General features: G+C 63.9%; 13 protein-coding genes. 5 read left to right on the top strand and 8 right to left on the bottom strand.

The features are described from left to right. Positions 1–6 precede the first annotated feature (6 nt). On the bottom strand, positions 7–513 hold the full coding sequence (locus IVB45_RS20645) for a MarR family transcriptional regulator (protein ID WP_007603453.1): 507 nt from the start codon (positions 511–513) through the stop codon (positions 7–9). 403 nt (positions 514–916) lie between these two features. On the opposite strand from IVB45_RS20645, the gene IVB45_RS20640 reads away from it, so the two are divergent. Beyond that, complete coding sequence (locus IVB45_RS20640) at positions 917–2,473, top strand: porin (protein WP_247289410.1); 1,557 nt, start codon at positions 917–919, stop codon at positions 2,471–2,473. A gap of 330 nt (positions 2,474–2,803) precedes the next feature. On the opposite strand, the gene IVB45_RS20635 is transcribed toward IVB45_RS20640, so the two are convergent. From IVB45_RS20635 to IVB45_RS20625, 3 genes are all read right to left on the bottom strand, one after another. Next, positions 2,804–3,283 carry a GcrA family cell cycle regulator gene (locus IVB45_RS20635; protein WP_027567245.1) on the bottom strand — a complete coding sequence of 160 codons (480 nt, stop codon included), beginning with the start codon at positions 3,281–3,283 and terminating at the stop codon, positions 2,804–2,806. 72 nt (positions 3,284–3,355) lie between these two features. After that, positions 3,356–3,553: a hypothetical protein gene (locus IVB45_RS20630; RefSeq protein WP_007603456.1), complete on the bottom strand. Its 198-nt coding sequence runs from the start codon at positions 3,551–3,553 to the stop codon at positions 3,356–3,358. A 200-nt stretch (positions 3,554–3,753) separates the two neighbouring features. After that, positions 3,754–4,695: an acetamidase/formamidase family protein gene (locus IVB45_RS20625; RefSeq protein WP_247356229.1), complete on the bottom strand. Its 942-nt coding sequence runs from the start codon at positions 4,693–4,695 to the stop codon at positions 3,754–3,756. A 183-nt stretch (positions 4,696–4,878) separates the two neighbouring features. Here IVB45_RS20625 and IVB45_RS20620 point away from each other — a divergent pair, with 183 nt between their 5' ends. The 3 genes from IVB45_RS20620 to IVB45_RS20610 are packed head-to-tail and all read left to right on the top strand — an operon-like array spanning position 4,879 to position 7,667. Further along, positions 4,879–5,628 carry a YdcF family protein gene (locus IVB45_RS20620; RefSeq protein WP_247289414.1) on the top strand — a complete coding sequence of 250 codons (750 nt, stop codon included), beginning with the start codon at positions 4,879–4,881 and terminating at the stop codon, positions 5,626–5,628. Positions 5,629–5,685: 57 nt separating this feature from the next. Beyond that, positions 5,686–6,468, top strand: coding sequence for a DUF169 domain-containing protein (locus IVB45_RS20615; protein WP_027567242.1), 783 nt, complete (start codon positions 5,686–5,688; stop codon positions 6,466–6,468). 14 nt (positions 6,469–6,482) lie between these two features. Next, a complete protein-coding gene (locus tag IVB45_RS20610; protein ID WP_247356230.1) occupies positions 6,483–7,667 on the top strand; it encodes a saccharopine dehydrogenase NADP-binding domain-containing protein in 1,185 nt (394 codons plus the stop codon). Positions 7,668–7,763: 96 nt separating this feature from the next. Here IVB45_RS20610 and IVB45_RS20605 read toward each other — a convergent pair whose 3' ends face one another. After that, on the bottom strand, positions 7,764–8,960 hold the full coding sequence (locus IVB45_RS20605) for an FAD-dependent monooxygenase (RefSeq protein WP_247356231.1): 1,197 nt from the start codon (positions 8,958–8,960) through the stop codon (positions 7,764–7,766). Positions 8,961–9,106: 146 nt separating this feature from the next. Here IVB45_RS20605 and IVB45_RS20600 point away from each other — a divergent pair, with 146 nt between their 5' ends. Continuing rightward, a complete protein-coding gene (locus IVB45_RS20600; RefSeq protein WP_247356392.1) occupies positions 9,107–9,583 on the top strand; it encodes a MarR family transcriptional regulator in 477 nt (158 codons plus the stop codon). Here IVB45_RS20600 and IVB45_RS20595 read toward each other — a convergent pair. The 3 genes from IVB45_RS20595 to IVB45_RS20585 form a co-directional block, all read right to left on the bottom strand. Continuing rightward, positions 9,552–10,808 carry an O-antigen ligase family protein gene (locus tag IVB45_RS20595; RefSeq protein ID WP_247356232.1) on the bottom strand — a complete coding sequence of 419 codons (1,257 nt, stop codon included), beginning with the start codon at positions 10,806–10,808 and terminating at the stop codon, positions 9,552–9,554. The two genes, IVB45_RS20600 and IVB45_RS20595, sit on opposite strands and share 32 nt — an antisense overlap. A gap of 86 nt (positions 10,809–10,894) precedes the next feature. Next, a complete protein-coding gene (locus tag IVB45_RS20590) occupies positions 10,895–12,445 on the bottom strand; it encodes an undecaprenyl-phosphate glucose phosphotransferase (RefSeq protein ID WP_247356233.1) in 1,551 nt (516 codons plus the stop codon). Positions 12,446–12,565: 120 nt separating this feature from the next. Next, on the bottom strand, positions 12,566–13,699 hold the full coding sequence (locus IVB45_RS20585) for a glycosyltransferase family 4 protein (RefSeq protein ID WP_247289422.1): 1,134 nt from the start codon (positions 13,697–13,699) through the stop codon (positions 12,566–12,568). Positions 13,700–13,705: the final 6 nt, after the last annotated feature.

Below are 13,705 nucleotides of genomic sequence, written 5' to 3'. Positions count from 1 at the left end.
GTCGCCTCAGAAGTCGAGGGTCAGGCGGACGCAGGCCTTTTCGAGACGGGTCTTCAGCATTGCGAGTTTGGTGGTGAATTCCGTCAGCTCTTTCTCGTCGAACTCCTGGAAGACGAATTCCTTGATCGTCTTGTACTGCTCGTTGAGGCTCGCCAGGTGCTTCTGCGTCTTCTCGGTCAGGGACAGCCGGACCACCCTTGCGTCGGTCGGCGACGGGCGACGGCGCAACAGGCCCTTCTTCTCGAGCAGCTTGGACTGGGTGGTGACGAACGACGGATCGACGTGGAGGAGTTTCGAGACGACGTTGACCGGAATGCCGTCGTCCTTGTCGAGGTCGGAGATCGCCATCAGGATCAGCCATTGCGGGCCGCTGATGCCAAGCGTTCTCGCCCAGAACTGGCGCAGCTCCTCCAGATACATGTTGATCGACGATATCTCCCAGGTGAAGCGCCTGATGATATCCAGATTGCCGATGGAGCGGAGGCGCGCCCCTTCTTTCCTCGTCGCTGACACAGCGTCACTCCAGTGATCTGATTTGTATGCGGCCGGTGTCGTGCAAGCCATAGTCCACGCAAGCCTGCTCTGACGCAAGTGCAGAGCAGGGTTATTTTGTCACTAAAACTACAAAGATGATCAGCTCACGGAATCGCTTCGCCGGGGTGTTGCGCACAAGGTACAGGTTTAGCGAAACCACAAAGCTTACCAAATAAGGTATTTTGATTAGTGAACGGCGCAGGCATATTGCTTGTGACGGTGGGGGGTACTCGATCGTCCCGTTGCAGGTGGTTTGCTCACGTCCCTCGCATCGAAAGAGGGTGTGTCCGAAGCGCAAAGCGGCCGAGCGGATTTGAAAGACGGGGATCTGGGGGGCCTCACGGTCCGGTCTTCGTAACATGAGCAACTTGGAGGTTTTAATATGAAAGTGGTGAAGAGCCTTTTGCTCGGCACGGCGGCGGGTCTGATCGCCGTCGGTGGAGCTCAGGCGGCTGATCTTCCGGTCAAGGCCAAGGCGGTCGAGTACGTGAAGGTCTGCTCGCTCTACGGTGCGGGTTTCTATTACATCCCGGGCAGCGACACCTGCATCAAGCTGGGCGGCTATCTGCGTGCCGAAGTGGCGCTCAATGCCGGCGGCAATTACAGCGCCCAGTACAACAACGTTTTCGCGGCGAACAACCGCCTGACGAACTATTATTCGATGCGCGCTCGTGAAGATCTCAACATCGACACGCGCACCGCGACCGAGTACGGCGTTGTCCGCACCTATTTCGATGCGGTCTTCACCTGGACGACCGGCAATTATGTCGGTGCCGGCTCAGGAACGGGTGCCACCCAGTACAGCAGCACGCTCGGCCTCAATGCCGCGGGCACTGGCCTGATCGGGTCCAGCGGCGGCGCCATCAACGGCACCGACGGCGGCATTTCGGGCGGCGCGCTCGGCGTCTACTACGCATTCATCCAGTTCGCTGGCTTCACCATGGGTAAGGCCGTGTCGCAGTTCGACGCGCCCTGGATCAATTATCCCGGCAACAACTTCGACCAGCTCGTGGGCGGCAGCGGCACCACCAACGGTGTTGCCCAGTTCACATACACCGCCGATCTCGGCCAAGGCGTGACGGCGATCGTCTCGGCCCAGGACCAGACGCAGGTGTTCCAGACCGCGCTCTGGAATACGGCCGGCATGTCCACCACCGGCGTCCTCGGCGGTGCCTACGGCTCCAACGATCTCGGCGGCACCCGCGCCCCCGATCTCGTCGGCACGCTCCGCGTTGACCAGGCCTGGGGCCTGTTCCAGGCCTCGGTCGCCGCGCACGACAACCACGTCGGCTATTACGGCGCCAGCGAAACTACCGGTCATCCTGAAGACAAGTGGGGCTGGGCGGTCCAGCTGGCTCTGTCAATCAAGAACATCCCGACCGGTGCCGGCGACCTGATCAACATCTCGGGCGTCTACACCGACGGCGCAAGCCGGTACAACTTCCAGGAGCTGGCGGCGACGAACTACTCAATGTTCGGCGGGTCGGGCGGCGCGTATCAGAGCATCGGCTTCGCCGGCGTGTCTGACGCGGTGTTCGCACCCGGCAGCGGCCTCGAGCTGACCAAGACCTACGGCTTCCGTGGTGCCTACACCCACAACTGGAGCCCGTACTGGAACTCGGCGCTCTATGGTGCGTGGGCTGCCGTTAATTACAGCGGCACGGCCAAGGGCATGATCTGCGGCAGCGCCGCGTTCGCGACCCTGACCGGCACCTGCAACCCGGACTTCAACATCGGCCAGATCGGTGTCATCACCCGCTGGACCCCGGTCAAGAACCTGACCTTCTCGGCTGACTTCACCTACAGCCACCTTGACCAGAAGTACTCGGGCGTGATCACGACGCCGGCGCTCACGAGCGTTGCCAAGCCTGCCGCAACCTATGAGCTGAAGGACCAGGACACCTACAGCCTGCTCGTTCGCGCCCAGCGCAACTGGTAAGCCTTGATCTTCGGACTTGGTCTTCGGACTGGGTCTTCGGATATGACGCAGCCCCGGCGGGACACCGCCGGGGCTTTTTACGAGCGCGGCCTTTTGCGAGATGGGCTTTCGGAAAATCCGGCGGCCCGTGCGGGCGACGAAGACGAGCCATGCGATTCGGTCGGCACAAATTTATTTACTTACCTGAGTTACTAAGCTATATAGTTCTCAGCCGATGACGAAAGTTGCGGCTCTGACTTGATGCTAAACCTCCAGAAACCTCCGGCAATGCCCTGCCGGAGGTTTTTCGTTTTGGTCCATGGCTCCAGGACTTGGCTCTAAAATTCGGCTCTAGCCGCGCATGACGCGCGCGCGGGAATTCGGCCGGTAGGCGAGGCGGCTGTGGCCGGCGCAATAGGACTGGCCGTCGGGTGCGGAGTTGCCGCAGAAGCAGAAATCGTCGGCGCCGGGCGTCGAGATCGGCCAGCGGCAGCGGTTCTCGGCAAGCTCCAGCAGCGAGCAGCGATTGGCGTCGTCGATCGGACCGGCGACCATCGGCACACCGGTTTCCCCATAGATCGTGGCGAGCATCTCGTATTGCAGCCGCGGGACGGTCCGCGGCGCGCGCGCCGGTGCCAGGCCCCTGTCGTGAACCTTGCGATCGTCGACGGTCCGGCCGCGCGTCAGATTGAGGCGGGACAGCTTGCCGATCACGGCATTGCGACTGACGCCGATGTCGGCGGCGATCTCGCGGCAGGAGAGGCCAGCCTCGAAATGCTGCTTCAAAAGTTCAATTCGTTCGTCGGTCCAGGTGGGTGAGAGAACAGGCATTGGTGCGGTCCCAGGTTGCAGATGTCGGCCATCCGCCTCTCGAGATCCGTCCGCCTCACGTTCGGCGCGCGCTCACGTTCTGCCATTGTCGCGAATCGACAAAAGCCCGTCCTTGATGGCGAGACGGATGCCTTCCTCGATCAAGGTACGTGCGACGCCGGGAACGCTGGTGCCGTGGGTGCCCTGTCTCACCAGCTTCTCCAGATAGGTGATGGTCGAGAGCGCCAAGGTTACGGGAATGCGGTCAGTCTCGGCTTTTTCGGTGGCCATGCCTAAACGCTAGCCTCATACGCGGGTACATAAAAGTTACGATTAAGACTCTATTTAGGTTTGGCAGCGGAAGTCAAATGCAGGCTGCGACGCTCGGTTAGCTCGTTGGAATCGCGAGGGAAATCAGGCATGGCAGGACACGCCGCGCGAGAAGGCAGGCGGCGGCGTGGCCTCGAGAGGTCAGGAGAGGGCGGGTCGGCTCAGCCGTGCACGATCGCCTTTTCGATCATGCAATGGATGCCCTTGGAGCCGTTGACGGTCTGGGTCACCCGCAGATCGGCCGCCAGGCTGCACAGCGTATAGGCGTCCTCGCGGGACAAATTGCGCCTCTCGCCCAGCAGCACGATCATGTCGCGCAGCGCCCGCACCACGCACTGGTCGAGGTCGGGATCCATCGCCATGGTCATGTAATGCGTCTCCGTCTCGCCGCGGGGATAGTCGAGCCTGAGATCCTTGCGCAGCGTCAGACGGAAGCGGCCCTGGAGTGCGGTCTCGATCGCGGTGACGCAGACCTCGCCGTCGCCCTGCACGCCGTGGCCGTCACCGCAGGAGAACAGCGCGCCCGGGACGAACACGGGCAGGTACAGCGTCGCACCAGCGCCAAGCTCCTTGTTGTCGAGATTGCCGCCCATGGCGCGAGGAACGAGCGAGGAGATGCGGCCCCAGGCCGGAGGCGGCGAAACGCCCATCACGCCGAAGAACGGCTTGAGCGGCAGGTCGAGCCCCCACGGCATGCGGGCGACCATCCGCGACCGGTCGAGCGGGATGTTCAGGATGCGCGTCTCGTGGAAATCGTCGGGCAAGGTGCCGGACAGCGGCTTGATCATGTTCCAGCCCCAATCCTGCCGGAGCTGGACGTCGAGGATCTCGACCGCGAGCACGTCGCCGGGCTCGGCCCCCTCGACCGCGATCGGGCCGGTGAGGATGTGGCCGGGCAGCATGCGCTCGTTTTCGGCGTGAACCTTGTGCATCTCGGGCGGAATGTGAAACTTGCCACGGTCGGGTAGCATGTCCGGACCGCCGCTGATGGTGTCGATCGTGACCTCGTCGCCGCTTGCGATGGTGAGGACGGGCTTGAGCGCGGCTTCGAAGAAGCCCCAATGACAGGTCTCGGGGCTGGAATGCAGGTGGTGATGGGTCATGTGGTATCCGTCCATTTCACAGGCCCGGGCTTGACCAGGCAATCGATCCTCTTCCAAGAAGCTTTCTGAATATCGACGGGCGGGTCAAGCCCGCGCGCACCAGGCACGATCATTCCAGCGAGGCTCCCCCTGCTTTTTGTCCTGTCCAAGACCCTCGGCGCCGCGGTGCTGCCGATCAACTTCATGATCGAGCTTGGGATCGTCTCGGTCGTGCTGATGGCGACGCGCTTTGCCGCCTTCGGCCGCAAGCTCGCCGCGGCCACGCTGATCCTGCTGGCGCTCGCCGCGTTTTCGCCGCTCGGCAACCTTTTGCTCTATCCGCTGGAGTCGCGTTTCCCGCCGTGGGATCCGTCGCGCGGCGCGCCCGACGGCATCATCGTGCTCGGCGGCTCGGTCGACACCGATCTGTCGGCGGCGCACCGCACGCCGGTCGTCGCGCATGCGGCCGATCGCCTGTTTGCGCCGGCCGAGCTCGCGCGCCGCTATCCGAACACGCGCGTTGTTTTCACCGGGGGCACCGCGAACCTGGTTTCGACGGACTCCCGGGAGGCCGACTACTCCGCGCCGATCCTGGAAAATTTGGGCATCGCGAAGCAGCGCCTGATCCTCGAGCGGGACTCTCGCAACACCTACGAGAATGCCATCTTCACCAAACAATTGGTGGCGCCCAAGCCGGGCGAGCGCTGGCTCCTGGTCACCTCGGCCTTTCACATGCCGCGTTCGATGGGGATCTTTCGCAAGGCGGGATTTGACGTGGAAGCCTATCCCGTGGACTGGCGAATGGGCGGGCGTGACGATCTCTTCTCTTTCACCAATGTCGGCACGGACGGGCTCGGCCGAACCGAGGTCGCCGTGCGCGAATGGATCGGGCTCGTCGCCTACCGCCTGATGGGCCGGACTGGCGAGTTGCTCCCGGGACCGGCGAAGGACTAGAACCATTCAAGAAGCAATAACAGCGCCGGTGCGCGAACGACCGGCCGGGAGGACGCCATGCAACAGCAGAGTGCAGACAGCATCGATCTTGCCGGCCTCGTCGCCGATCTCAACAGCCTGCTGCGGCTGAAGACCACGGTGATCGGCATGAAGTTGTTCGCGCGGACCGCGGACATGGAGGCAATTCCGAAAATCCGGCGGCCGAACGCGGTCCACACCACCGACCAGATCGTCAGCATGGCGGCGCGTCTGGGCTGGACAGTGGGCATCACGGCCGACGATCTCGTCGGCGCGCAATGCCGCGCGGTGATCGGCCTTGCACCGCAGGACGAGAAATGGCTCGCCGGCGAAAACTATGTCGGGGTCTGGCATGGCACCGCGGAGGACGCACGCAAGCGTCAGGAGGCGCTGGACGTGGTTCCGTTCGGGCAATATCAGGCGCTCGCAGTCAGCCCGCTGTCGAGCGGCCGGCTCGACCCGCCGGACATCTGTCTCGTCTATGCGACGCCGGGGCAGATGATCATCCTGATCAATGGGCTGCAATATACCGGATACAAGAAGTTCGAATGGGGCGTGGTCGGCGAGACCGCTTGCGCCGATTCCTGGGGCAGGGCGCTCAAGAGCGGTGAGCCCAGCCTGTCCTTGCCATGCTATGCCGAACGGCGCTATGGCGGCGTACCGGACGAGGAGATGCTGATGGCCCTGAAGCCGGAACATCTCGCCAAGGCGGTTGTGGGCATGAAGGCGCTGGCGAAGAACGGCCTGCGTTATCCGATCCCGCCCTATGGTATTCAAAGCGATGTCCGTGCCGGCATGGGCGTGAGCTACGCGAAGAAGTAAAGTAAAGGCCGACCATGAGCTCTGCGAAATTCGACATCGTCGTCTATGGCGCGACCGGTTTTACCGGCCAGCTCGTCGCCGAATATCTGACCCAGCATTACAAGAGCGACCATTCGCTCAAATGGGCGATGGCGGGCCGCAGCCTCGGCAAGCTGAAATCGGTGCGCGATGCGATCGGCGCACCCGGGAATACGGAGCTTATTGTCGCGGATGCGTCGGACCCGGCCTCGCTGAAGGCGATGGCGGAACGGACGATGTCGGTGATCACCACCGTCGGCCCGTATCAGCTCTATGGTGAGGAACTGCTCGCCGCCTGCGTCGCCACCGGCACGGATTATTTCGATCTCTGCGGCGAGCCGATCTGGATGCGCCAGATGATCGACAAGTACGAGGCGGCTGCGAAAGAGAGCGGCGCGCGGATCGTGTTTTCGTGCGGCTACGATTCCGTGCCGTTCGAGCTCGGTACGCTCTTCGTCCAGGAAGAGGCCAAACGTGTCTTCGGCGCGCCGGCCCCGCGGGTGAAAGGGCGTGTGCGCGACATGCGGGGCACGCTCTCGGGCGGCACCGCCGCGAGCGCGAAGGCGACCTTCGATGCGGTGGCCAGGGATCTCAGCCTTGTCGCCATTCTCAACGATCATTTTGCGCTGACGCCCGGCTTCACCGGCCCGAAGCAGCCGAAAGGCAACAGGGCCGCCTTCGAGGAGGACCTGCAATCCTGGGCGGCGCCGTTCATGATGGCGCTGATCAACACGCGCAACGTTCACCGCTCCAACATGCTGATGGGATTCCCCTACGGCCAGGACTTCGTCTATGACGAGATGGTCCTGACCGGTCCCGGCGAGAAGGGCGAAGCCAACGCCAAGCTCGTGATGGCTGCCAATGCGGGCAAGACCGGCCCCGACGCACCGAAGCCGGGCGAGGGGCCGTCGAAGGAAGAGCGCGAAAACGGCCTGTTCGATCTGCTCTATGTCGCGATCGCACCTGATGGCCGCATGGTCCGCGCCGGCGTCACCGGCGACCGCGATCCCGGCTACGGCTCGACCTCGAAGATGATCTCCGAATGCGCGATCTGCATGCTGCGCGACACGACCGACGTCGCAGCCGGCTTCTGGACCCCGGGCGCGGCGATGCAGCACAAGCTGATCAAGCGGCTGCAGGAGCATGCGGGGCTGACGTTCGAGGTCGAAGCCCGGGCCTAGCTTACCATGTCTATCGCGATTGCGGAGAGATGATGGGCACGGCGCTTTGCGCCTTTGCCATCCTACGGCCCTTCGCGGGCATGACAGCGTTCGCCACTACACCGCCCGCGCGTCGTACGCGTACATGAAATCCATGCCTTTCGCGCCCAGCGGCAGCAGCCATTTCATCATCTGATTGCGGATCCACGCGCCGGTGGCGCTGAACTCGCGCTTGCTGTTGCCGTTGCGGCGGGCCATGGCGACAATTTTTTCCGTGCGCGGGCGCCGTTCGGCCTCGAAGGCCTGGAAGGTGGCGCCGAGCTCCTGGCCTTGCTGCATCAACCGGGCGAGGCGCATCGCATCCTCCAGCGCGAGCGAGGCGCCCTGGCCGGCATGGGGGCTGGTCGCATGGGCGGCATCACCGATCAGCAGCGAGCGCTTGCGCGACCAGGTCGGCAGGGTGGCGACGTCGAGCGTGTCGGTGATCACGATGTTCTCGGCTGCCTCGATGATGCCAGGGATCGGATCGTGCCAGCCGCGGTGGAAGCCGCGCAGGTGCTGCTTCAGCGTTGCACGGTCGAGCGCGCGGAACATCGCCGCGTCCATGCCGTGCGCCGGCTGCGTGCTCCACCACATCACGCCGTCGTTCGGATCGGGACTGCAATAGCCGTAGCCGAAGAAGCCGCTTTGCCCGAACGTGGTCTCGACGTGCCGGCCGATCGGCCGGCCGTCGAGGACGGCGTGCGGCACGAAGCCGCCGAAGCCGATCAGTCCGGTGTCGAACGGTTGCGGCCCGTCCGGCACCACCTGGCGCCGCGTCACCGAGTGCACGCCGTCGGCGCCAATCAGGAAATCGCCTTCGGCCGTGGTGCCGTCGGCGAAGTAGGCGATGATCGGCTGGTCGCCGCGATCCTCGATCTTGATCAGGCGCTTCTCGAAAAAGAGTGAAACGCACGCGCACCAGGCCTTGTCGATCAGCATCTCGTTCAGCGTGGCGCGGCAGACATTGACCGCGGGCTGGCCGAAGCGCCGTGCCATGTCGCGGTTGATCGAGCCGAGCCTCTCTCCGCCTTGCGAATAAAAGTCGAACGATTCCGCGACCGAGCCGCGGCTGATCAGCTCGTTCGAAAGGCCGATCTCGTCCATGACCTGCATGCCGTTCGGTGCGATCTGAAGGCCGCCGCCGATGCCTTTCGAATAGGGCCAGGCCTCGTAGATCGCGGACTCGATGCCGGCGCGGCGCAGCAGGATCGCCGTCACGGGGCCGGCGATGCCGGCGCCGATGATGAGGGCCTTGCGGGGACGATAGGACATGGCTTGCTCCCGACGTTTCCGTGGTGCTATGAGAATTACGGTTGCTAAATCTCTTAGTTACTAAGATATCTACCCACTAAGATACGAGGTCTGCCTTGTCAAGGACGAAGGCGCGCGCCGCGCTGCTGCAGGAGCTCGAGGAGGCGATGCGCAGGTCGTCCGCGCAGGGCGTGCTTTATGGCCAGACCGTTGCGAACGTTGCCGGAATTGCCAATTCCGACCTCGAATGCATGGACATCCTGTATCTCGAAGGCCGTGTCACCGCCGGCCGGCTCGCCGAAGTCACGGGGCTCACGACCGGCGCCATCACCGGCGTGGTCGACCGGCTCGAAAAGGCGGGCCTGGTGCGTCGTGAGCGCGACGATGCCGATCGTCGCAAGGTCTTCATTGTCGTCGTGCCGGAGGCGATAGAAAGGCTCGGCCAGTTCTACGTGCCGATGCAGCAGGCGATGGAGAAGGTTTTTGGCGGCTATTCCGACCAGGAATTGCGCCTGCTGCTGCGCTTCGCCAATGAGGGCTACAAGGGCGTGCTCACGGCGACCGCGGCGCTGAAGGGCCTGCTCGACACGCCGCCGGAGAAACGCCCCGATCTCAAGCTGAAGAAGCTTCGTCGCCAGCCCTAGCCTTGTAGATCTGCGCAGCCGCGATCATGCCCCACATCGCGCCCAGCATCATCCAGAAATGCCGCCAGTGGTCGGTGTCGATCACAAAACTTTCGCCGACGGTGCCGACGAAGGCGGAGAACACCGCGAGATAGGCGCGCTGCCACGGCACCGGCACGAAGATGTGCCTGATACCCATGATGACGGTCGTGAAGACCAGCGCGGGATAGCAGATGCCGGACAGCCAGCCGCCGGACATGAAGGCGTTGAGATAGGAGTTGTGGGTGTCCTCGGGGAAGAAGCGGTGGAATTGCAGAGGGCCGATGCCGAACGGCAGGTCGAGCGCCATCTCCGCTCCCAGAATGTGCCGGCCGAACCGGCCGAACCTGCCTTCGTCATAGCTCTGGTCGAAGCTCGCGCGCTGCTTGAACATCTCGGCGGTGGAATCGAACGACATCAACACCGCGATCAGCGCAAGGCCCAACACCGCGGCCAGGATCGCCATGACGATGATACGCGAGCGTTGCGCGTTGGTGCGGCTGGTCAGCACCATCAGCGCCAGCATGAAGGCGGATGTCAGCACCAGCCCGCCCCAGGCGGCGCGGGAGAACGCGAGCAGGATCGCCAGCGACATAATGCCGAAGGCGATGACGTTGCGAAACGCCTTGCCGAACTTGTCGGAGACGACGCTCTGCAGGGACAACAGTGCCGGCAGGATCAGGAAGGCGCCGAGCACGTTCGGGTCCTTGAAGGTGCCGCGCGCGCGTCCGTACAGTGTGAGGAGGTCGTCGCCGCCGGGAACCAGGTGGAAGTAGCCGGCGACCGCCAATAGCGAGGCGACCATCGCACCGACCACGAGCCCGCGGCGGAGCATGTCGAGCCGGGCCGCGGTGTCCTCCGACGTGACCATGGCGAAGAACACGACGGTCACCGCCATGTACCAGGAGGTCGCAATCCAGCTGACCACCTCCGACTGTTCGAACAGCGGGATTGCGCTGATCGTGTAGCCGATATTGAGCAGGACCAGCATCAGCACCAGTGGGATCAAAGCGAGCCGCAGACGCAGGCCGGTGGCGAAGAAGGTGACGGTGGCCAGCAGCGTCACGATCTCGTAGGGGCTCGGCTCGATGAAGACGATCGCGCCGGAGGCGCCGACCAGCCATATCAGCGCGCGCTGAAGAGCCAGCACGCCGGGCGCAGCGCGAACCGCTGCATTCATCTCCCCGGCTGTTGCCGCATACGCCATCACACGCTCATACGTTTACGCAACTCATACGCCGACAAACACCGCTAGGTGCCCGCCTTCGCGGGGGCACGACGGAAGACCACAACTCAATACGCATTCTCGTTCTTGGTCAGCAGCGAGATCGGCGTCTTCAGCAGAATCACGAGATCGAACAGCACCGACCAGTTCTCAATGTAATAGAGGTCGAACTCGACGCGTTTCTGAATCTTCTCTTCGTTGTCGATCTCGCCGCGCCAGCCGTTGATCTGGGCCCAGCCGGTGATGCCGGGTTTGACCCGGTGGCGGGCGAAATAGCCGTCGACGGCTTCGTCGAACAGGCGGCTCTGCAGCTTGCCCTGTACCGCATGCGGACGCGGGCCGACCAGAGAGAGATCGCCGGAGAAGACCACATTGAAGAGCTGCGGCAGCTCGTCGAGGCTGGTCTTGCGGATGAAGCGGCCGACCCGGGTGACGCGCGAGTCGTTCTTGGTCACGACCTTCGAGGCCGTCGGATCAGCCTGATGATGGTACATCGAGCGGAACTTGTAGACGTCGATGCGCTCGTTGTTGAAGCCGAAGCGCTTTTGGCGGAATAGCACGGGGCCGGGGCTGTCGAGCTTCACGGCCAGCGCCACCAACCCCATCACCGGCAAGGCCACGAGCAGCGCGAGGGTGCCGACGACGCGGTCGAACAGCCATTTCATCACCAGGTCCCAGTCGGTGATCGGCGCCTCGAACACGTCCAGCGTGGGTACCTCGCCGATATAGGAATAGGAGCGGGGGCGGAAGCGCAGCTTGTTGGTGTGCGCGGAGAGGCGGATGTCCACCGGCAGCACCCAAAGCTTCTTCAGCATCTCCAGGATGCGCGTCTCGGCGGAGATCGGCAGAGCAAACAGCACGAGATCGACGCGGGTGCGGCGGGCGAACTCGACGATGTCGTCGACCTTGCCGAGCTTGCGCGCGCCGGCACAGGTGTCGAGCGCGCGGCTGTCGTTGCGGTCGTCGAACACGCCGAGCACGTGGATGTCGGAATCCTCCTGCGCTTTCAGCGCCTCGACCAATTGTTCGCCGTTGCGGTCGGAGCCGACGATGATGGTGCGGCGGTCGAGCCGGCCCTCGCGCCCCCAGGCGCGCACCAGCGAGCGCAGCACCAGACGCTCGCAGAGGAGCGCGGCGAGCCCGAGGACGTAAAAGGCGGCAAGCCACAACCGCGATATTTCGCTGCCGAACTTGGCGAAGAAGGAGATGCCGATGAACAGCAGGAAGACGAACGACCAGGACGAGATCATCCGCGTCATCTGCCGGAGCTGACCGCGGAACAGCTGCACCTGATAGATGTCGGCGGCCTGGAAGCAGACCACGGCGGAAACCGCGACGGCGATGACCTGCGCGGGATAGATCCAGCTGAAGGAGCCGGCGTGCGGCATGACATAGCCGAGATAAAGGACGATGCCGACGAGGCTCAGCAGCGCGAAATCGGCGAGGCGTACGAAGCCGGTGATCACGATCGGTGAATAGGCGCGGGCGACTTTCTGGTTGACGACGTCGAGCGCGGCGGGCGAGAGCCGTTGACGCCGCTCCACAAAGGGCCGGTCAGCCGGCTTCGCCGCGGCGCTGGTCGCGGCATCGAGCATCGAGCGTGCGTTGAGCGGTTCCACGGGCGTCCACGTCCATTCCAAAAACCCGCGGGGCCGCGTCCTTGCGCCCCGGGCGAGCATCCCCTGGCGCTTGGATTATCGGACAAATCGGAAGATTCTCTAAAGCGGTCTTAAGGATGGTTAATGATTGGCAAATGCGTTGCGATAGCCCGCGAGCACGCCGTCGACCATCGCCTGCTGGGAGAAATGCGCGGAGATGCGCTCGCGAAGAGACGAGGCGCGCTGCGCTGTTCCCTGCGGATTGTCGAGCGCGGCCGCAATCGCTTCCGCCATGGCCTCCGCGTTGCTCGGCGCAAACAGCGCCGGGTTCTCCGCGCCGAAAATCTCGGGGATGCCGCCGATCTTGGACGCGATCATCGGAATGCCGGCGGCGCCGGCCTCGATCACGACATAGGGCATGGAATCGCCACGCGACGGGACGACCAGCAGCCGCCCCTTGGAGAAGCCGTAGCGTGCCTTGACGTGACCGATGAAGCGGATGGCACCGGAGAGGCCAAGCCTCTCGACTTGCGCTTTCAGCGCCGCGGTCTCCTCGCCGTCACCGCCGAGCGTCAGTGTGACCTTCTTGCCGCCCTCGTGCAGGCGCGCCACCGCGTCGACCAGCAGATCGGCGCCCTTGATGTGCCTGAACTCACCCACATAAGCGAGGTCGGTGGCGTCGTCGGCCATGACGACAGGTTCGAATTCCTCCGGCGTCACGCCGTTGAAGACGCAATGCACCACGCCCTTCGGCTTGCCGACGATGCGCTGATAGGTGTCGCGGGCAAACGCGCTTTCGAACAGGAACAGGTCGGTCGCGTCCATCAGCGCACGCTCGAGCCGCGCGTAAAATTCGCCCTTGAGGGTGTTGAGGGGATAATGCAACGAGCCGCCATGCGGGGTGTAGATGCGGATGGTGTCGTCGGATCGCCGCCGCATGCGGATGAAAGCGCCGGCCTTGGCGCCGTGGCCGTGCATCACGTCGGGCTTGAGCGTGGCGATCAGGCGCCGCAAGCGGAACCAGACCAGGACATCGTCGGGCGAGGGTTCGCGGCGGATCGCCATCCGGTGCACGCCAAGCTTCAGCCGCGGTGCTAGCTCGGCAAGGGCCTTGTCGGCGCGCTCACCGCCGGTGAGGCTGTCGGCGAGGATGCCGACATGATGGCCACGATCGACCTGGCCGTTGGCGACGTCGAGGATGTGGCGGAAGATGCCGCCGACCGGAGCGCGCACGGCGTGCAGGATGCGAAGCGGCTGGTCGGGAGAGGGGGGCATGATCAA

The sequence above is a fragment of the Bradyrhizobium sp. 4 genome (assembly GCF_023100905.1).
Lineage (GTDB): Bacteria > Pseudomonadota > Alphaproteobacteria > Rhizobiales > Xanthobacteraceae > Bradyrhizobium.
This window is presented reverse-complemented; position numbering and strand designations above follow the sequence as displayed.

Bases quoted from the DNA above. Each gene is read 5' to 3' on its own strand.
- IVB45_RS20640 (WP_247289410.1), top strand. From the start codon at position 917: ATGAAAGTGGTGAAGAGCCTTTTGCTCGGCACGGCGGCGGGTCTGATC.
- IVB45_RS20635 (WP_027567245.1), bottom strand. From the start codon at position 3,283: ATGCCTGTTCTCTCACCCACCTGGACCGACGAACGAATTGAACTTTTG.
- IVB45_RS20630 (WP_007603456.1), bottom strand. From the start codon at position 3,553: ATGGCCACCGAAAAAGCCGAGACTGACCGCATTCCCGTAACCTTGGCG.
- IVB45_RS20625 (WP_247356229.1), bottom strand. From the start codon at position 4,695: ATGACCCATCACCACCTGCATTCCAGCCCCGAGACCTGTCATTGGGGC.
- IVB45_RS20620 (WP_247289414.1), top strand. From the start codon at position 4,879: ATGATCGAGCTTGGGATCGTCTCGGTCGTGCTGATGGCGACGCGCTTT.
- IVB45_RS20615 (WP_027567242.1), top strand. From the start codon at position 5,686: ATGCAACAGCAGAGTGCAGACAGCATCGATCTTGCCGGCCTCGTCGCC.
- IVB45_RS20610 (WP_247356230.1), top strand. From the start codon at position 6,483: ATGAGCTCTGCGAAATTCGACATCGTCGTCTATGGCGCGACCGGTTTT.
- IVB45_RS20605 (WP_247356231.1), bottom strand. From the start codon at position 8,960: ATGTCCTATCGTCCCCGCAAGGCCCTCATCATCGGCGCCGGCATCGCC.
- IVB45_RS20600 (WP_247356392.1), top strand. From the start codon at position 9,107: ATGCGCAGGTCGTCCGCGCAGGGCGTGCTTTATGGCCAGACCGTTGCG.
- IVB45_RS20595 (WP_247356232.1), bottom strand. From the start codon at position 10,808: ATGGCGTATGCGGCAACAGCCGGGGAGATGAATGCAGCGGTTCGCGCT.
- IVB45_RS20585 (WP_247289422.1), bottom strand. From the start codon at position 13,699: ATGCCCCCCTCTCCCGACCAGCCGCTTCGCATCCTGCACGCCGTGCGC.